The organism is Embleya sp. NPDC001921 (assembly GCF_053594475.1).
In genome coordinates, this window is the sequence record NZ_JBSFEO010000045.1 from 42,819 (window position 1) to 61,154 (window position 18,336).

General features: G+C 69.0%; 18 protein-coding genes. 12 read left to right on the forward strand and 6 right to left on the reverse strand.

Going from position 1 to position 18,336, the window contains the following annotated elements:
• Positions 1–233 precede the first annotated feature (233 nt).
• A complete protein-coding gene (locus ACWCPW_RS39110) occupies positions 234–425 on the forward strand; it encodes a ferredoxin (protein WP_449766353.1) in 192 nt (63 codons plus the stop codon).
• A 32-nt stretch (positions 426–457) separates the two neighbouring features.
• Here ACWCPW_RS39110 and ACWCPW_RS39115 read toward each other — a convergent pair whose 3' ends face one another.
• The gene (locus ACWCPW_RS39115; protein WP_449766354.1) at positions 458–1,426 is read right to left on the reverse strand and encodes an RDD family protein; all 969 of its coding nucleotides are present in this window, start codon (positions 1,424–1,426) and stop codon (positions 458–460) included.
• Between the two features lie 299 nt (positions 1,427–1,725).
• Positions 1,726–2,823, reverse strand: coding sequence for a S1C family serine protease (locus ACWCPW_RS39120; protein WP_449766355.1), 1,098 nt, complete (start codon positions 2,821–2,823; stop codon positions 1,726–1,728).
• 223 nt (positions 2,824–3,046) lie between these two features.
• Between ACWCPW_RS39120 and ACWCPW_RS39125 the strand changes: the two genes are divergently transcribed.
• The 8 genes from ACWCPW_RS39125 (at position 3,047) to ACWCPW_RS39160 (ending at position 8,321) form a co-directional block, all read left to right on the forward strand.
• Positions 3,047–3,487 carry a nuclear transport factor 2 family protein gene (locus tag ACWCPW_RS39125; RefSeq protein WP_449766356.1) on the forward strand — a complete coding sequence of 147 codons (441 nt, stop codon included), beginning with the start codon at positions 3,047–3,049 and terminating at the stop codon, positions 3,485–3,487.
• A gap of 53 nt (positions 3,488–3,540) precedes the next feature.
• The gene (locus tag ACWCPW_RS39130) at positions 3,541–4,017 is read left to right on the forward strand and encodes an N-acetyltransferase family protein (protein ID WP_449766357.1); all 477 of its coding nucleotides are present in this window, start codon (positions 3,541–3,543) and stop codon (positions 4,015–4,017) included.
• Positions 4,018–4,084: 67 nt separating this feature from the next.
• Positions 4,085–4,600, forward strand: a complete 516-nt coding sequence (locus tag ACWCPW_RS39135) for a DUF6879 family protein (RefSeq protein ID WP_449766358.1) — start codon at positions 4,085–4,087, stop codon at positions 4,598–4,600.
• Between the two features lie 166 nt (positions 4,601–4,766).
• Positions 4,767–4,964 (forward strand): hypothetical protein, encoded by a 198-nt coding sequence (locus tag ACWCPW_RS39140; protein WP_449766359.1) that lies wholly within the window; start codon positions 4,767–4,769, stop codon positions 4,962–4,964.
• A complete protein-coding gene (locus tag ACWCPW_RS39145; RefSeq protein ID WP_449766360.1) occupies positions 4,948–5,472 on the forward strand; it encodes a DUF6879 family protein in 525 nt (174 codons plus the stop codon). Before ACWCPW_RS39140 ends, ACWCPW_RS39145 begins: the two co-directional genes overlap by 17 nt.
• A complete protein-coding gene (locus ACWCPW_RS39150; protein ID WP_449766361.1) occupies positions 5,469–6,302 on the forward strand; it encodes a helix-turn-helix domain-containing protein in 834 nt (277 codons plus the stop codon). Before ACWCPW_RS39145 ends, ACWCPW_RS39150 begins: the two co-directional genes overlap by 4 nt.
• A gap of 179 nt (positions 6,303–6,481) precedes the next feature.
• The gene (locus ACWCPW_RS39155) at positions 6,482–7,696 is read left to right on the forward strand and encodes a methyltransferase domain-containing protein (protein WP_449766362.1); all 1,215 of its coding nucleotides are present in this window, start codon (positions 6,482–6,484) and stop codon (positions 7,694–7,696) included.
• A 91-nt stretch (positions 7,697–7,787) separates the two neighbouring features.
• Positions 7,788–8,321: a DUF6879 family protein gene (locus tag ACWCPW_RS39160; protein WP_449766363.1), complete on the forward strand. Its 534-nt coding sequence runs from the start codon at positions 7,788–7,790 to the stop codon at positions 8,319–8,321.
• Positions 8,322–8,411: 90 nt separating this feature from the next.
• Here ACWCPW_RS39160 and ACWCPW_RS39165 read toward each other — a convergent pair whose 3' ends face one another.
• Together ACWCPW_RS39165 and ACWCPW_RS39170 are read right to left on the reverse strand one after the other, a co-directional pair.
• Entirely contained in the window at positions 8,412–9,566 is a 1,155-nt protein-coding gene (locus ACWCPW_RS39165) for a CapA family protein (RefSeq protein WP_449766364.1), read from the reverse strand.
• A gap of 81 nt (positions 9,567–9,647) precedes the next feature.
• Entirely contained in the window at positions 9,648–10,184 is a 537-nt protein-coding gene (locus tag ACWCPW_RS39170) for a hypothetical protein (protein ID WP_449766365.1), read from the reverse strand.
• Positions 10,185–10,419: 235 nt separating this feature from the next.
• Here ACWCPW_RS39170 and ACWCPW_RS39175 point away from each other — a divergent pair, with 235 nt between their 5' ends.
• Positions 10,420–11,136, forward strand: a complete 717-nt coding sequence (locus ACWCPW_RS39175; protein ID WP_449766366.1) for a DedA family protein — start codon at positions 10,420–10,422, stop codon at positions 11,134–11,136.
• 111 nt (positions 11,137–11,247) lie between these two features.
• Here ACWCPW_RS39175 and ACWCPW_RS39180 read toward each other — a convergent pair whose 3' ends face one another.
• A complete protein-coding gene (locus tag ACWCPW_RS39180; RefSeq protein WP_449766367.1) occupies positions 11,248–12,474 on the reverse strand; it encodes an LLM class flavin-dependent oxidoreductase in 1,227 nt (408 codons plus the stop codon).
• Positions 12,475–12,830: 356 nt separating this feature from the next.
• Positions 12,831–13,823: a PP2C family protein-serine/threonine phosphatase gene (locus ACWCPW_RS39185; RefSeq protein WP_449766368.1), complete on the reverse strand. Its 993-nt coding sequence runs from the start codon at positions 13,821–13,823 to the stop codon at positions 12,831–12,833.
• Positions 13,824–14,146: 323 nt separating this feature from the next.
• On the opposite strand from ACWCPW_RS39185, the gene ACWCPW_RS39190 reads away from it, so the two are divergent.
• Both ACWCPW_RS39190 and dnaE read left to right on the forward strand, forming a co-directional pair.
• Entirely contained in the window at positions 14,147–14,512 is a 366-nt protein-coding gene (locus ACWCPW_RS39190) for a DUF2277 domain-containing protein (RefSeq protein ID WP_449766369.1), read from the forward strand.
• A 234-nt stretch (positions 14,513–14,746) separates the two neighbouring features.
• Positions 14,747–18,295: a DNA polymerase III subunit alpha gene (dnaE, locus tag ACWCPW_RS39195; protein WP_449766370.1), complete on the forward strand. Its 3,549-nt coding sequence runs from the start codon at positions 14,747–14,749 to the stop codon at positions 18,293–18,295.
• The last annotated feature ends 41 nt before the right edge of the window (positions 18,296–18,336 follow it).

An 18,336-nucleotide genomic window follows, 5' to 3' on the forward strand; every position in this document is an offset into this window, starting at 1 on the left:
TGACCTCCCCAGGGCACCGGCTGGTTCCCCGTTCGAGCGAAAAGGCTCGCCTTACCCGAGGGGTGGCGTGATAGGCCAGCGGTTGCGCCGGGTGTGCCAACGCCCCGGCGCGGGACGACGGTTCGCGTGTCGGCCGGCGCGGCCACCGGGTCGCACGACCGCAGAACGCCGTCGTCCGGCACCGCTTCGAGGTATCGCCGCATCGCACCGCTTCCACGACCGAAGGGCCGAACGTGAAGATCGTCGTCGACTTCGACAAGTGCAAGAGCAACGCACTCTGCATGGCCGAGGCACCCGAGGTGTTCGAGGTCCGGGATGACAACTTCCTCTACATCCTGAACGAGAACCCGGGTGAAGGGTTGCGGCCGGAGGTGGAGGAGGCGGCTCGGCTCTGTCCGACCCGAGCCATCTCGATCCAGGATTGACCCGCGGCCGGCCTGGGGTGGCGGGTACGACCTCAACCCGCCCCGGGTCGGCCCGAGTCGCCGGGGCCGGACGACGGGTCCTCGGAGCGGGACCTGGTCGACTGCCACCGCTCGCGTGCGCCCCGAGCCCCCTGGACCACCGCGCCGGACGCGCCCCGAGCACCTTGGGCCACCATGCCGGACGCGCCCCGAGCGCCCTGGACCATGGCCGTCGACGCGTTGCGGGTGGCCGACCAACCCCGGGCGAGCAGCTTGACGTTGACCACCACGGTGCCCGCGGTCCGGTCGTGCCACGTGCGCCGGCGCGGGCCGAGCACGGCCAGCGGATCCAGGAAGCCGATCAGGGTGATCAGCGCGAACAGACCCGCCATGCTCCACTGACGCAGCGCGATCTCGTACCAGGTGAGCAGTAGCGCGGCCCACGGCACCACCACGGCCACCAGGGTGCGCCGGGCCGATCGCCACCCGCCGACCGGCACCCGGCCGCGCACCGCCCGCGCCGACGTGCCCACCGGGACCACCTTCGCGCCCACCATGATCTTGCCCAGCGTGCGGCCGAACCTGGCGTGCATGAACCAGTCGTAGAGGGTGGGCACCAGCAGGTGCGCCAGGATCAGCAGGAGCAGCAGGGTCTTGGTGGTGCCCCACAGCCCGTCCACCGCCTCCAGCGGCGCGCGTTGGGCCTCGCCGGCCCGACCGAACACGACGTCCAGGAACGCGTCGCGGACCACCTTCGTGGGCAGGTCGGTGGCCTTGGTCTGGAGGTAGTGGTAGGCCAGGAACCACAGTGGCAGCACCAGCGCGGTGGTGAGCAGATAGTCCGTGGTGCGGGCGATCAGGCGCATGGTCCGTGACGCGAGCGGGAGTTCGCCGGAGTCGGTCGGGCTCGCCGCCGGTGCCGCCGGCGGCAGCGGCGGCAGCGGCGGGTCGAAGTGCGCGGCGGGCGGGCCGGGCGGCGGCGGCTGTGCGCCCTGATCCGGGATCAGGGGAGCTGCGGTCACGGGCGGTTGGTGCCAGGACAGGTGCGGGTCACCGTCGACGGATGGTTGCTCCCCGTACGGCGACCCGGGCCCGCGTGGAGGCTGGGGGATCGTCATGAGCGGGACGGTATCGCGTAGATCGTCCCTGGCGTCGAGGGATGGTGGATCGGGTCGGGGGGCGTGTCGGGGTCGGCGGTGTGTCCGATTCGGGAGGCGGTTCGGGTCGCCGGCGGTTCGGGCCGTGAGGCCGTTCGAGTCGGCAGCCGTTCGCGTCGGCGGCGGTTCGGGTCGGCGGCGGTTCGGGTCGGGACGCCGTTCGCTCAGCTCTTGAGTTCGCCCAGGGTCGCTTCCACCGTGGCCGTACTGCCGCCGCCGGCGCGGGTCAGGCTCACCGTGACCTTGTCGCCCGGTTGTTTGCCGCCCACTACCTCGGACAGGCTCGCGACGTCGGTGATCGGCTGGTCGTCGATCGAGGTGATCACGTCGCCCTGCCGGATGCCCGCCGCCTGGGCGGCGCCGCCCTCCTGGACGGAGACCACGCCGACGCCGGCGGCCCGCCCGTTGGCGCCGGCCACGGTGCGCACGGTGATGCCCAACGCGGCCTTGCCGGAGTTGTCGACCTTGCCGTTGCGGATGATCTGGTCGGCGATCGACTTGACCGTGTTCGCCGGGATCGCGAAGCCGATACCGGGCGCGGTGCCGCCGTTGGACTCCGGGTCGGTCGCGGCCAGGGTCGGGATGCCGATCACCTGGCCGTCCAGATCGACCAGCGCACCGCCGCTGTTGCCCGGGTTGATCGCCGCCGAGGTCTGGATCGCGCTGGAGATGGTCGCACCGGTGGCGCCGGCGTTCTGCGGTTCGCTGATGGTGCGGCCGACGGCCGAGACGATGCCCTCGGTGACGCTGGAGTCCAGGCCGAGCGGGTTGCCCATGGCCATGGTGATCTGGCCGACCTGGAGCTTGGCGGAGTCGGCGAACCTGGCGGGCTTGAGGTCGCCGGGCGGGTTGTCCAGGCGGATCACCGCGAGGTCGTCGGGGGCGAACGCGGCGACCAGCTTGGCGGTGACCGGCTTGCTCGCGTTCGGGAGGGTGACCTCGAACGTGGTGGCCTGGCCGACCACGTGGGCGTTCGTGACGATGTTGCCCTTGTCGTCGTAGACGACGCCCGAGCCGAGTCCGGTCTGCGTGGTGATCTGGACCACCGAGGGCAGCACGTCGCGTACGACCTGCTGGTACCGCGCCTGGAGGTCGTTCGCGAGCGGGTTGTTCGGCGCGGCCGAGCTCGAGGCGACGTTGCCGCCGTCCTTGGACGAGTCCTTCTTCGACCCGTCGTCGGCGCTGCACGCGCACAGCCCGCCGAGCGCGATCACAGCGGCCGTCAGCGCGACCGTGACCCGTCGCCGCGTCGTCCTGCCCACGATGTCTCCCTCGGGTTCGGCGGCTGCCGCCGGCGACGGCCCGGATGCCGATAGCGGGGCCGGTCCCCCGAGCATTCTTCGTACTAACCCCAGGACCGGACTTTTCACCGTCCCGCCGAGGCGGCGCCCCTTTCGCCATGTGCTTGTTCGTGTCAAGTTGGCTCCTCGGATCGACCCGTGATCACGGAACGACGCCGCAGGGCCGGAGAGGGTGGGCACGCACATGCTGACGCTTCAGGAGATCTCGGACCGGATGGAGATCCAGGACCTGATGGTCCGTTACTCGCACGCCGTGGACACCGGCGACTGGGACGCCCTGGACGCGGTCTTCACCGCCGACGCCCTGATCGACTACTCGGCGATGGGCGGCTCCAAGGGCGGCCTGAAGGAGACGAAGGAGTTTCTGGCCTCGGTGATGCCGGGGTTCGGCGCCTACCAGCACCTCATATCGAACTCGTCGATCACCGTCGACGGCGACACCGCCACGGGCCGCACGATGTGTCACAACCCGATGGTCTTCAAGGGCGAGGACGACCAGACGCCGGGCCCGGTGATGTTCTGCGGCCTGTGGTACATCGACACGTTCACGCGCGTGGCCGGCGAGTGGCGGATCTCCTCGCGCAGCGAGGAGAAGTCCTACATGTACGTGGCACCCACGGCATAGCGCGGGCGGAAAATCCCCCGAGCCGACCGGCGGGGTCGCGATAGCTTCGAACCATGATCCGCGAAGCCACCGCAGCAGACGTCCCCGCCATCCACACCCTCGTCCGCGAACTCGCCGACTACGAGAAGCTGCTGCACGAGGTCAAGTCCACGGAGGTCCAACTCCACACGGCCCTCTTCGGCCCCAATCCGGCGGCCTTCGCACACGTCGCCGAGGACGAGGAAAGCGGCGAGGTGGTCGGCTTCGCCCTGTGGTTCCTGAGCTTCTCCACGTGGGAGGGCGTACACGGCATCTACCTCGAAGACCTGTACGTCCGCCCCGAGGCCCGCGGCACGGGCCACGGCAAGGCCCTCCTCAAGCACCTGGCCGAAATCTGCACCACCCGCGGCTACGCCCGCCTCCAATGGGCCGTCCTCGACTGGAACACCCCAAGCATCGCCTTCTACGACTCCCTGGGCGCCACCCCGGAACGCGAATGGCTCGGCTACCGCCTCACCGGCACCCCCTTGGCCGCCCTGGCCGGCACCTGACACCACGAGCCGCCGGCGGGCGAGACCATCGTGTCCCCACCGGCGGCAACACCCCGGGAGGCCACACGTGCCGCACTTGGACGGTGAGGGCTGGACCTCGTTCTTCGACTCGTTCGAACGCGAGGCTTTCCGGCTCGAGACCCCGCCCACCTATTCCGTGCTCGGCGAGCAACAGGAATACGCCGACTTCCTGGCGACCGGACGCCTCGACCTCCCCGAGGACGACCCGTGGCTGACGAAGCTCGCCCACTACCGGGCCGGCGGACGCCGGGTCACCCGGGTGCACGTTGTCACGCCTCCCTTGTCCGACTACCTCCGCTACGAGTTCGCTGCTTACCACTACAACGTCGCGGCCGGCGAAGAAGTCAGGATCCTGGACACGACCGTTCACCGAAGCATCCCGTCGTTGCCTTCGGACTTCTGGATGCTCGACGACTCGAAAATCGTCGAGATGCGCTACGACGCGCACGGCGCCCAAGTGGCCCGAGTCCTGCTCGAAGCACCGGACTTCGACCGATACCGCCGATCGAAGGCATCGGCCCTGGCCCTGTCCATCCCCTTCGCGGAATACCTCTCGGCGTGACCCCCGCCCGACGCCACGCCGAGCGCCGGGCCCGGCCCCGAGCCGCACTGTGATCACGAACGTTCTCCCGATTTCCCGTTGTCTCAATCGGAAAGGCTTGACCCTCCCTTCGCCGTGCCGCGAGCATCGGGTGGGACGACACGAGACTTCGACGAAGGGTCGGCCCATGCCCGTAAAGGTCACCAAACTCGTAAGCACGTGCGAATTCGACGACTGCCCGACCCTTTACGCCACGGACCGGGACACCCTGCTCGTGCAGGGCGCCACGCCGATGGATCATGGGCTGACCATCCCCACCCATGAAGCCTTGGTCGAGATCCCGATGGACCTGATTCGGAGGGCCATTCGTGACCGTCTCGTCTAGAACATATCGTGAACTCTTCGACACATTCGCTCGCGAAGCCTTTCGCCTCGAAACGCTTGACGACTACAGCCGGTCCGGCAACATCAAGGGCTACCAAACCTATCTGGCGGGAGAGCCCAGGCCCGAGGATTACAATGCCCCCTGGCTTTCGACCTTGCGAACACACACCGAGGCCGGAAAGCGCGTCTATCGCGTGCATATCGTTTCCCGGCCCCTCTCCACGTATCTGACATACGAACTCGGCTGGGGCTATCACACGAACATGACCGCCGGCGAAGAGTTCTTCATCCTCGACGTCACGGATCGTCCGAATCCACTGCCCCAAGTCCCGGACTTCTGGCTCTTCGACGCCGAGGTCGCCGCTGTCATGAACTACGACGACGCGGGCGGGTTCAGCGGTGCGGATGTGCTGCCTCGGCATCGGGCGCCCGAGTTCGTGGCACATCGCGACACCGCCCTCGCGCACGCCGTTCCTTTCTCCACCTGGTGGGCCGAGTACGGCAAGTGAACAAGGGGCAGCTCGGTGCGGCGCTGCGGGCGGTACGGCAGGCATCCGGCAAGGAGCCCAAGGTCGTCGCCCGCGGCGCTCTCATGTCCCAAAGCAAGCTGAGCAAGATCGAAACCGCCAAACTGGCACCCAGCGCGACGGACGTCGAACGCATCCTCAGTGCCATCGGGGTATCGGCGGACGCCAGGCACGAATACATGGAAGCGGCCCGAGAGGCGGCCACCGAGACGACCGCCTGGCGTCATCTCGAGCGCGCCGGGGCACACAAGGGCCAGAAGGCACTCCAGGCGCTCGACGCACAGATGTCCCTGCTCAGGCTTTTTCAGCCCGCGCTGGTCCCCGGGCTGCTCCAGACGCCCGAATACGTTCGCGCGATCCTCGCACGCCACGGGCTCGGCGACGATGTCCTGGCCCGGACGATTTCCGGGCGCCTGGAGCGACAAAGCGTCCTCTACGACACCACGAAATCGCTGCGCTTCGTCATCACGGAGCCCGTCCTTCGGTGGCGGATCATTTCTACACCGCAGATGGCCGGTCAGATCGACCGTATGGTTTCCGTGTCACGGCTTTCGAATGTAGACATTCGCATCGTCCCCATGAACACCGACCAAGACGACATCGCCAATCACTCGTTCGTGATTCGAGACGATCGCATGGTGACGCTCGAAACCGCGCACGCAAAAATAGTCGTCACCGATCCGCGCGACGTCGACTTGTATATACGAAAGTTCGATGGCTTCGCCGAGAAAGCCCTTTTCGGCGAAGCCATGCGCTCGACTCTGGAGGGAATTCGAGACGAGTTCTTGAGAGAACGGGAAATTGGCCGATGAGACCCCGCCGTCACCGCTAACTTGATGGGAATCTCGGACACGAAAGGGATCCCCATGGGAAAGCACCGCGACCCCGCGACGGATGACGGGCACAAGCCGCAGAAGCCGGTTCCGCCGCCCATTCCACCGGACAAGCCCGCTCGTCCCGGCACGCCGAAGGGGCGGTGAGGCGGGTGTCCGTGGGCGCCGAAGGCTCGAAGGAGGCCCGACTGGGTCTGCTCCGCCTGATCGAGGAGTCGGTCGGTGAGTTGCCCCAAGGATGGCGGGACGCCTTCGTGGGCATCCCGCGCCACGCGTTCCTGCCCCAAGTGGTGTGGCTGCGTCGGCCGGACGGCGATCGGCACGAGTGCTGCGAGCGCGAGCGGGATCCCGGCCGCTGGTGGTCGGCCACGTACGCGAACGAGCCGGTGGTCGTGCAGGTGTGCGACGGTGGCGCACCGAGACCGGGCGGGCCACAGTGGCCGTCCTCCTCGGCGTCGCAGCCCTCGATCGTGGCGGCGCATCTGCCGGCTCTCGACGTCGCCCAAGGACACCGCGTCCTGGAGATCGGCACCGGGACCGGTTGGATCGCCGGACTGCCGGCGTATCACCTCGGCGAGCGCAATGTGGTGACCGTCGAAGTGGACGCGGCCCTGGCCCGCGCCGCGCGCACCCGCCTGGCCGCGCTCGGGTGGCATCCCACCGTCGTCTGGGGAGACGATGCCGACGGCTGGGCCACCGGCGCCCCCTACGACCGGATCCTGTCGGGCGCGGCGGTGACCCACCTCCCGCCGGCCTGGGTTCGGCAGTGCCGGCCGGGAGCCGTGATCGTCACGCCGTGGGCGACCGCCTGGACCGCCAACGGCACCCTCGTGGCCACCGTCGACGACCTGGGCCGAGTTCACGGCCGCTTCCGCGCGGGCGGAGCGTTCATGCACCTGCGCGGACACCGCTCCCGCATCACCGACATCCGCCAGGTCGTCCTCCCGGGTCAGGAGCCCGCGTCGAGCCGCACCGCGCTGTCACCCTGGGACGTGGCCGGCGGCGACCCCGTCGCCGAGTTCGCGATCGGCCTGATGGTGCCCGGCGTCTGGCAGCACTGGGACGACGACCCGGACGTGGAGGGCGTGCACACCCGCCTGTGGGTGGGCGACGAGGCCGGCACCTCGTGGGCGAGCGTCGACTACGACGGCCGGCGACTCGACGCCTTCGCCGTGCGCCGACACGGACCGCGCCACCTGTGGAACGAGATCGAAGCGGCGTGGGCCCGCTGGTGCGCGGCCGGTCGACCGAGTGTGGAGGCGTTCGGCTGGACCGTGTCCGCCGACGGCTCCCAGGAAGCCCGGGTCCCCGGTCCCACCTCCGGGGCGTTTCCGACCGGGCGGGGTGTCGAAGCCCTGTCCTGGACGCTATGAGCAGGACCGCGCCTTGCCGTTTTCGCTCGCCGAGGCGGCCGTCGCGGCGAGAATGCGGACCACGAAAGCACCCGAACCCCGGAGGCGCACGATGCCCGACCCGCACAGCGGATTCGCGGAGCTCTTCGACTCGTTCGACACCGACGCGTTCCGGTTGGAGACCCTCGACGACTACGGCCGGTCCGGCAACATCGACGCCTACCAAGCGTTCCTCGCCGGAAAACCACAGCCCGCCGACTACAACGCCCCTTGGCTCACGAAACTTCGCACGCACACGGCGGCAGGCCGCCGCGTGTATCGAGTGCACGTGCTCGCTCGCCCGCTCACCCCCTATCTGCGCTTCGAACTGGGCTGGGGATACCGCGAGAACATGACGGCCGGCGAGGAGTTCTTCATCCTCGACGTCACCGAACGCGCGAATCCCCTCGAAGGAGTCCCGGACTTCTGGCTCTTCGACTCGACGACCACCGCCGTCATGAAGTACGACGAGGACGGAGCCTTCCTCGGAGCCGACGTGTTGCCGCTCGACTGGTCCGGGGAGTTCTGCCGCCTCCGTGATGTCGCGCTCGCCGAGGCCGTGCCGTTCGAAGCCTGGTGGGCCGAGTTCGGCGACCCCGCGCACTGAAGCCGTGGCCCGATGACGGATCCCGCACGCCGTCCGGGACGACGTCCTCCGTACGCGCCGCCGCCCGCCCGCGGCCCCCCGAGTACCGCGCTACTTCTTCGGCGCCGCGGTCAACCCCGTGCACGGCCGCAGCGTCTCCCGGCGGTCCAGGATGCGCCTGGACTCGGCACCGGTCACCGGCATCGGCACGCCGCGCTGGTCTATCGAGGCCGGGGTGAACTTCTCGCCGACGACCTTGCCGTCCTTGATGGTCAGGGTCGCCACGCCGGTGTCGTTCGAGTTCGGGTACGGCGACGTGCCGTACCACAGGAAGTTGCCGTAGCCGTAGCCCACATACGTGGCACCCAGCCAGCCCGCACCCTGCATCACGTGCGCGTGCGTGCCCAGCACCGCCGCCGCGCCCGCGTCCGCGAGCTTGCGCGTCACGCTCTTCTGGTCCGCGCTCGGGCACTTGTCACCCTCGATGCCCCAGTGCATGTACACGATCACCACGTCCGCCCGCGCCTTGGCCTCCCGCACCGCGCGCACCAGGCGGTCGGTCTGCAACGCGGTGGCTATCCCGGGCTTGGTGTTGCCCGCCTGGTAGAGCTGGTTGGTGATGTCCTGCACCTGGCTCGCGGCCAGGAACGCGACCTTGACGCCCTTCACGTTCTTGATGAACGGGCGATACGCCTGCTCGGCGTCCTTGCCGATGCCGACCACGCCGATCGGCGGGTTCCGCACCGCGGCGATCGAGTCCTCCAGGCCGACCTTGCCGTAGTCCACGGCGTGGTTGTTGGCCATGCTGACCACGTCTATGCCGGTCGACTGGAGCTCGGTCAGCACCTTGGCCGGGGCCCGGAAGTGGTACGTCTTGTTCTCCGGCGTGCCCCGCTCGGTGATCGCGCTCTCCAGGTTGACCATCGCCAGGTCGGCTTCCGCGAGCGTCTTGCCGATCGGGCCGAGCGCGCCCTCGGTGCCGGCGTTCAGGCGCGACTGGGTGCGCTCGAAGAAGTGCACGTCGCCCGCGAGCGCGACGGTGATCTCCGTCCCGGGCGCGGCCGAGGCCGGCGGCGGCGCGGAGCCCGTGCCCGGAGCCGCCGAGGCGTCGGGCCTGCCGACCACGGGATCGGCGTCCGAGGCGTTCTTCGCCTTGCCCGACGAGTCGTCGGAGTCGGAGTCGGACAGCAGTCCGCACGAGGCCAGACCGGCGATCAGCAGCGGAACCAGGCCAAGCGCGACGGTCCGGCGGCGGGGTATAGACACGCGGACAAGGTAGCCCAGCGACGTACGCGCCCGTACGTGCGCCGTGGCGTGACGAGAATTACCTCATCCGCGTGCCACGCATCAGCCGTTCAGGGCCTCATAGACCCGGTCGCACAGCTCGGGGTGCATGTCGAAGTAGCCCTCCTCGTCCACCTCGAAGGCCCCGGTCCGGAAACTCTCGGTGACCGTGCGCAACATCAGCGGGATCGACGCGTACACCATCGGCTCGTCCGCGCCCTGCACGTAGCTCGCCACCTGGACGTCCGCACCGTCCCAGACCGCCGCGTAGAAGTCGGCGGCCGGCGACACCAGCAGCGGCAGCCACTGCACGCCCTCCGGCTGGTCCATCTCGACCTCGTCGCGAAACTCCAGCGCCTCGGCCAGGCTGACCAGCACGTAGCCCGGTATGAACGACGCTTCGTCCACCAACTGGTCCGGCTCCTCGCGGGTGCCGTCCGCCCAGCCGAACCAGGAGACCAGTTCGGCGGGCACCTCGGCGCCCACCCGGGTACGGACCGCCTCGGCCGGCAGACCCGGCTCCAACAGGCGCACCACGGGGCGATCGAGGCCGACCAGCTCCGCCCGCACGGCGTCCAGGCCTTGATGAACGGCGTCCATGCCACGTCCCTCGCGTTGTTCGTCTGCTTCGAATGCTTCGCGTCGCACGACCCGCGTCGATCGAGGGGCCGAGCCGAAGGGATCAAGCCTGACAGACGTTCGACCGATCGGCGCACGGTGCCTTGTTTCCGGGCTCGACGGGTAGCCGCCGAACAGACGGCCGGGCCGAACGATCGAGCGAGGCATCGGCCGAGTCGGTCGCGGACCGCCACCTGACAACGAGGAGGGAGTGCGCGTGGACGCGTGGTTCGACCCGATCATGTCCTTCGCGGGTTCGCCGTGGGCCTACCTGGTCGTCTTCCTCACCGCGCTCCTGGACGCGATGTTGCCGATCCTGCCCAGCGAGAGCGCGCTGATCACGTGCGGTGTGTTCGCCACCGTCACGGGCTGGTCGCCCAACCTCTTCCTGCTCATACTGGCCGGCGCGATCGGCGCCTTCCTCGGCGACAACATCACCTACGCGATCGGCCGGTGGGCCGAGCCGTTCGCGAACCGGCACATGCTCAACGGCGAGCGCGGCAAACGGGCCCGGAAGCAGGCGGAGCGCTGGTTGGCCGAACGCGGCGGCGCGATGATCGTGGTCGGCCGGTACATCCCCGGCGGTCGGACCGCGATCTCGCTGGTGGCCGGCATGGTCGAGTATCCGCTCGCGCGGTTTCGGATGTTCACCGCGATCGCGGGCCTGACCTGGGCGATCTACGGCGTGATGCTGGGTTTCTGGGGCGGGACCGCGTTCAAGGACAGCCCGATCAAGGGCATCGCCGTGGGCCTGGCCACCGCCGCGGTGATCGCCGCGCTGGTCGAGATCGTCCGCCGCGTCCTCGCCGCCCGCAACCGCCGCAGGCGGCGCCGTGCCGGGCATGACCCGGACGGGCGTCCCGACGACGATGCGCCCGAGGAGCTCGAACCGCACACCGCGCCAACCCGCCCGGTGGACCCACCGGCGCACTGACCCGCCCGCGCGCCGCGGCACGTGGCGACCCGGCGCCGAAACGCACGAGGCCACCGGGATGCCCCGATGGCCTGGTGCGTGTCGCCTGGTTCCGCCCGCGTGCTGCCCGCGTTACGCCGAGGGGTACGGGAGCGGCAGGACCGCGCTCGTCGGGAGCACCTCGACCTTGAGGTCGGGGTCCGGGCCCGCGCCCTGGAAGCGACCGAACTTGGGCACCGCGGTGCGGCGGTACTTGGTGGTCGAGTGCTCCGGGTCCTTGTCGAACGCGGGGATGACCTTGTCGCCGAAGAGCTCGATCATCTCGAGGTTCTCCTCGTGCGTCATGCCGTCGTTGATACCGAAGACGAGCTGGTCACAGCCCACGTTCTGGTACGCCTCGACCTGCTCGCACACCTCGTCGGGGGTGCCGACGAGCATGTAGCCGCCCTTGATCAGCTCGTCGAGCAGCTCGTCGCCGCCGGCCGAGAGGTCGAACGTGGGCGACGGCCAGGTGATCGCGTCCGCCGACTTCGGCATGGTGTCGTGGTACAGGTTCACCAGGGTGACCAGGTAACCGCGACCCTTGCTGAGCGCGATCTCGCGGGCGCGCTTGCGGTCGGACAGACAGATGACGGCGTTCGTCATCATCACGTTGTTGTTCTGGTAGTCGCCGATGATCTCGACCGGGTTCTCGGCGGCTTCCTTGTAGGCCTCGATGCGGCCCTTGAGGTTGTGGACCGGTTCGAAGTTGAACGCGATCGCGCCGATGCCCATCGAGCCGGCCTTGCCGAAGGTGGCCGGGTTGCCGCAGGCCACCCAGATCGGCGGGTGCGATTCGCCGTACGGCTTCGGGTGGATGTCGTGCGGGGTCGGCACGGTGAAGTGGTCGCCCTCGAACGTGTAGTCGGTCTGCGCCCACATCCGGGGGATCTCGCGAACGACCTCGTCCCACTCGGTCTTCGTCGAGTTCTTGTCCATGATGTTGAACGAGGCCATCTCGTGGCTGCCCGCGCCACGACCGGTGCCCCACTCGAAGCGGCCCTCGGTGATGTGGTCCATCATCGCGGCGCGCTCCGCGTAGCGGACCGGGTGCTCCTTGCGCGGCGACAGGCTGTTGATGCCGGTCGCCAGGTGGATCCGCTCGGTCTTCGCCGCGACGTAGCCGATGACGACCTCGGGGGCCGACATGTGGCTGTACTCGACCAGACCGTGGTGCTCGCCGAACCAGGCGTACTTCCAGTTGTGCTTGTCGGCCTTGATGGCCAATTCCATCTCGCGCATGAGCACGAGGTGCTCGCTCGCGCGATCGTGAGCGGCCGGACCGGGGGTGTACCCGTTCAGGAAGATGCCGAACTCCACGTGGAGCCTCCCAAAATCGCCTGGTTCAACCAGCGCTGCGTACGCCTGTATGAGGTCTGCGTACGGGACAGTATGCGAGCGTCGGCCGGAACTTTGTTTACACGTGGCTAACGTCACGTCAGATGTCAGGCGCCGCCCGGGACATCGAGCTGACGCATAGTCAGATCCTCTCGCGGCAAAGGCCGAAGATCCAGCGGAACGGCCCTTTGTGGCCCGCGACACCCCTGCTTCGACCGCGCGGAAGCACCCCGATGAACGCGCCGGAAAACACCGCCCGGCCCGAAATCGAAGGGCCGTCGACAATCGTTGCCGCGCTTTTAGGGCAAGATCGTTTCGACGGGCGAAATGGGGCGCGTTCAACCCGCCTTGGTACGCGCCAACAACAAGGTCACGTCGTCCCGATGACCGGTCAGGTCGGCAAGCCCGAACAGGCGCTCCGCGGTCGCCTCCAGATCCAGGCCCCGGCTGCGCTCGAAGCGGTGCGCGAGCCGTTCCATGCCCCGGTCCAACGACAACTGCGGACCCTCGACGAGCCCGTCGGTGACCAGCACCAGGGTCTCCCCCGGGGTCACGGTCAGCGTCGTGCACGGATAGCCCTGATCGGCCAGCATGCCCAGCGGCAGCCCGCCCTCGACGTCCTCGATCCGCGGCGTGCCGGCCGGATCCGCGAGCAGCAGCGGCGGGTGCGCGGCACGCGCGACCCGGAGGCTGCCGGTGGCCGGGTCCAGGTAGGCCAGCGTGCAGGTGGCGTGGGCCGGGCCGGGGAACCGGTCCAGGAAGTCGTTCACCAGGGCGAGCGTCCGGCCGGGGTCCGGGGTGACCACCGCGTACGCGTGCAGCAGGGTGCGGATCCTGGCCATGATCGGCGCCGTGCCCGCGCCGTGGCCCTGGACGTCGCCGACCACCAGTGCGACCTGGCCGTCGTCGAGGGTGAACACGTCGTACCAGTCGCCGCCCACGCCGAACTCGTCCTGCGCGGGCCGGTGCCGCACGGCCAGCTCCAAGCCGGCGACCGGCTCCGGGTGGGACGGCGTCACGCCCGCGCGAAACGCCTCGGCGAAGTCGCGGTACGGCGGTGGCGGGACCGGCTCGGTGCCCAGCGCGCGAGTGACCCGGCCGGCCACGTCCGGCGGCATCCCGCCCGCCGCGGAGGCCGCCGCGGCGTCGGCGTACCAGTCGGTGCGGATCGCCATCAGCGTGTGCGACTCCTCCTGCCACGCGTCCGTGCTGACCGTGAGGCTGCCGTCCTCGCCCTGGTACACCCGCCAGGCGGTCGCCGGGTCGTAGCGGTGGTCGCGCGTCCCCGACGAAACCAACAACCGCCCGGGTCCCGCACCGACCGCACCCATGCGCCCTCCTCCTCACACCCGACCGACACAAGTCCCAACGCCCAAAACCCCCCAAGGCAACGGCCACTGCGCCGAACACGCACCCGAACCCCACCCACCCCCCGAAAACAAGGCGCGCGGCACCCCGACTCAACCCATCCGACGCCCGAGAAAAGGCGGGCCGCACCCCAACCCGGCCCGTCCGGCGCCCGAGAACAAGCAGGCCGCAACCCACCCCAGCCCGTCCGACGCCCGAGAACAAGCAGGCCGGCCCAGGTCAACCCCCGCCCACTGGCGACGGCAGCGCCGCGTGCGTGTCAGCCGCCCCGCCTAGCCTGAAAGGTATGTGCCGAAACATCACGACGCTCCGCGGACTCGACCCCGCCGCCACCGACGTGGAGATCGAAGCCGCCGCCCGTCAATACGTCCGCAAGGTAGGCGGCGTGCAGACCACGTCGTCCCGTACCGAGGAGGCCGTCGAGCGCGCCGTCGCCGCGATCGCCGAGGCCACGAAGGTGCTGCTCGCCGAGCTCCCCGAGCGCCGCCAACCACCGCCCACGCTGCCCCCGCTGCGCCGCCGCGAAGCCGCCGCACACGCCGCCGCCGAAGCCGCCCGGGCGCACACCCATCCGCACCCTCACACGCACCCCGAGGCGCCCGCGCACACGCACCCCCACGCTCCCGCCGAGGCGCCCGCCGACGCCCGCTGACCCCCCGCGCCAAACCCCCCGTCAAGCCCCGCGCCAAACCCCCACCAAAACCCGCCGAACCCCCACACAGAGCACTTCGCGGGCCACTCCGGGGCCACTCGGATACGGGTCGGAAACGACTCGGAAAAGCCTTCGCCGACAGGCGTGGACACCCGCCTCGGACACCCGGTTGCCGGCCTCCGCCGCGTTATGGTGGATGGTCCCCGCCGCCCCCTTCGAGGAGCCTCACACACCGTGTCTGACTCGTTCGTTCACCTGCATGTCCACACCGAGTACTCGATGCTGGACGGAGCGGCGAAGAACGACAAGCTGTTCGCCGAGGTGGCCCGCCAGGGCATGCCGGCGGTGGCCATGAGCGACCACGGCAACATGTTCGGCGCCTACGAGTTCCAGGGCACGTCCAAGAAGCACGGCGTCAAGCCGATCATCGGCATCGAGGCGTACGTCGCCCCCAGCACCCGACACGCCCGCCGCCCCGAGTTCTGGGCGCCCGGCGGCAAGCGCGCCCCGAGCGAGGACGGCGAGGGCGGCAAGGACGTCTCCGGTGGCGGCCGGTACACCCACATGACGATGTGGGCGGAGAACGCCCAGGGCCTGCGCAACCTGTTCCGGCTCTCCAGCCTGGCGTCCATCGAGGGCTATTACATGAAGCCCCGGATGGACCGCGAACTGATCGCGCAGCACCACGAGGGCATCATCGCCACCACCGGCTGCCCGTCCGGCGAGGTGCAGACCCGGTTGCGCCTGGGCCAGTACGACGAGGCGATCAAGGCGGCCTCGGCGTACCAGGACATCTTCGGCAAGGAGAACTACTTCCTGGAACTGATGGACCACGGCCTCGACATCGAGCGCACGGTGCGTCAGGACCTGCTGCGGATCGCCAAGGAGCTGAGCATCCCGCTCCTGGCCACCAACGACTCGCACTACGTCACCGAGGACCAGGCCGACGCGCACGACTCGCTGCTGTGTGTGGGCGTGGGCAAGAACAAGGCCGACCCGAACCGGTTCAAGTTCGCCGGCACCGGCTACTACATCAAGACCTCCGACGAGATGCGCCGCCTGTTCGCCGAGGTGCCCGAGTCCTGCGACAACACCCTCGCGATCGCCGAGCGCATCCTGCCCTACGACGAGGTGTTCGCCGAGGTCAACCGGATGCCGCAGTTCGACGTGCCGGAGGGCGAGACGCAGGCGACGTACCTGCGCAAGAAGATCGCCGCGGGCCTCAAGCACCGGTTCGGCGACGACCCGAGCCAGGAGGTGCTGGACCGGATCGAGTTGGAGATGGGCGTGATCACGCCCATGGGCTTCGACTCCTACTTCCTCGTGGTCGCCGACATCTGCCAGTACGCCCGGGACAACGGCATCCCCGTCGGCCCCGGCCGCGGTTCGGCGGCCGGTTCGATGGTGGCCTACCTGACCGGCATCACCGGCCTGAACCCGCTCGACTACGACCTGCTGTTCGAGCGCTTCCTCAACCCCGAGCGGATCAACCCGCCGGACGTCGACATCGACTTCGACGACCGTCAGCGCGACCAGATGGTGCGCTACGTCACCGAGAAGTACGGCTCCGCCTACACCGCACAGGTCAACACCTTCGGCACGATCAAGGCCAAGGCCGCGATCAAGGACTCCAGCCGGATCCTGGGCTTCCCGTTCGCCACCGGCGACCGCATCACCAAGGCGTACCCGCCGGACATCATGGGCAAGTCGATGCCGCTGGCGGGCATGTTCGACAAGGACCACGCGCGCTACACCGAGGCCGGCGAGATCCGCGCGCTGTACGAGTCCGACCCCGAAGTGAAGATGGTGATCGACACCGCGCGCGGCATCGAGGGCCTGACCCGCGGCACCGGTGTGCACGCCGCCGCGGTCATCCTGTCCTCGACCCCGCTGATCGACCTGATCCCGCTGCACCGGCGGGACAAGGACGGCGTGATCATCACCGGCTTCGACTACCCGTCGTGTGAGTCGATGGGTCTGGTCAAGATGGACTTCCTGGGTCTGCGGAACCTGGGCATCATCGATCACGCCATCAAGATCATCAAGGCCAACCGGGGTGTCGACGTCGACATCGAGAAGATCCCGCTCGACGACCCGACCACGTTCGAACTGCTCTCCCGGGGCGACACGTTGGGCGTGTTCCAGCTCGATGGCGGCCCCATGCGCGCGCTGCTCAAGCTGATGAAGCCGACCGAGTTCGAGGACATCTCCGCCGTCTCCGCGCTGTACCGGCCCGGCCCGATGGGCATGAACTCGCACATCAACTACGCGCTCCGCAAGAACGGGCAGCAGGAGATCACGCCCATCCACCCGGAGTTGGAGAAGCCGCTCAACGAAGTCCTGGGCCCCACCTACGGTCTGATCGTGTATCAGGAGCAGGTGCAGCGTGCCGCACAGGTGCTGGCCGGCTACAGCCTGGGCCAGGCCGACCTGCTGCGCCGGGCGATGGGCAAGAAGAAGAAGGAAGTCCTGGAGAAGGAGTTCATCCCGTTCCAGGCGGGTTGCCGCGAACGCGGCTACGGCGACGAGGCGATCCAGGCGGTGTGGGACGTGCTGGTCCCGTTCGCCGGCTACGCGTTCAACAAGTCGCACTCGGCGGCGTACGGCCTGGTGTCGTACCAGACGGCCTATCTCAAGGCGAACTTCCCCGCCGAGTACATGGCCGCGCTGCTCACCTCGGTGGGCGATGAAAAGGACAAGATGGGCATGTACCTGGCCGACGCCAGGTCGGCCGGCATCCGGGTGCTCTCGCCGGACGTCAACGAGTCCGTGGCCGACTTCACCGCCGTCGGCTCCGACGTGCGATTCGGCCTGCGGGCGATCCGCAACGTCGGCGACAACGTCATCAACGACATCGTCGAGGCGCGCACGAGCAAGGGGAAGTTCAACTCCTTCGCCGACTTCCTGACCAAGATCGGCCTGCCCGCGTGCAACAAGCGCGCGGTGGAATCGCTGGTCAAGGCCGGGTCGTTCGACGCGCTCGGGCACACCCGCCGGGCCCTGGTGGACGTCCACGAACAGGCCCTGGACGCGGTGGTGGGCCTGAAGAAGCAGGAGGCGGCGGGTCAGTACGACCTGTTCGGTGGCGGCGACGAGGCCGCCGAACAACCGGCCGTCGGGCTCGACTTCACACTCACCGACCAGGAGTGGCCGCGCAAGCTCAAGCTGGCCACCGAGCGCGAGATGCTCGGCCTGTACGTCTCCGCGCACCCGCTCGACGGCGCCGAGCACATCCTGTCCCGACACCGCGACACCTCGATCACCGAGCTGAAGAACTCCGGCCGGACCGAGGGCCAGGTGCAGTTGGCGGGCCTGATCACCGGCATCCAGCGCAAGGTCAACAAGAGCGGTTCGCCGTGGGCGATGATCAACCTCGCCGACCACGACGGCGAGATCGAGGTGCTGTTCTTCCCGCAGTCGTACACGCTGGTCGCGCACGCGCTGGAGGAGGACGTCGCGGTCAGCATCAAGGGCCGGCTCAACGAACGCGACGGCGCGCTGAGCGTGTTCGGCTCCGAACTGGTCCCGCTCGACATCGGCTCGGCCGAACACGGCGGCAAGGCCCCGGTGTGCCTGCGACTGCCCACCACCAAGGTCAACGAGAAGCTGGTGAAGGACATCAAGCGGGTGCTCTCCTCACACCCCGGGGACAACCCGGTGCACCTGATCCTGGAGAGCGCGCGCATGCGCACCCGCTACAACCTGGACTTCCGGGTCAACCCCGAGGGCGGCCTCGCCGGCGAGATCAAGTCGATGCTGGGCGCGGGGGTCTGGAGCATCTGAGTCGGTCCCGAACGGGCCGGACCGACCGAGGGGTCGGGAGC

Excerpts from the sequence above, each read along its gene's own strand:
- ACWCPW_RS39125 (WP_449766356.1), top strand. The coding sequence starts at position 3,047 with ATGCTGACGCTTCAGGAGATCTCGGACCGGATGGAGATCCAGGACCTG.
- ACWCPW_RS39130 (WP_449766357.1), top strand. The coding sequence starts at position 3,541 with ATGATCCGCGAAGCCACCGCAGCAGACGTCCCCGCCATCCACACCCTC.
- ACWCPW_RS39140 (WP_449766359.1), top strand. The coding sequence starts at position 4,767 with ATGCCCGTAAAGGTCACCAAACTCGTAAGCACGTGCGAATTCGACGAC.
- ACWCPW_RS39160 (WP_449766363.1), top strand. The coding sequence starts at position 7,788 with ATGCCCGACCCGCACAGCGGATTCGCGGAGCTCTTCGACTCGTTCGAC.
- ACWCPW_RS39170 (WP_449766365.1), bottom strand. The coding sequence starts at position 10,184 with ATGGACGCCGTTCATCAAGGCCTGGACGCCGTGCGGGCGGAGCTGGTC.
- ACWCPW_RS39185 (WP_449766368.1), bottom strand. The coding sequence starts at position 13,823 with ATGGGTGCGGTCGGTGCGGGACCCGGGCGGTTGTTGGTTTCGTCGGGG.
- ACWCPW_RS39190 (WP_449766369.1), top strand. The coding sequence starts at position 14,147 with ATGTGCCGAAACATCACGACGCTCCGCGGACTCGACCCCGCCGCCACC.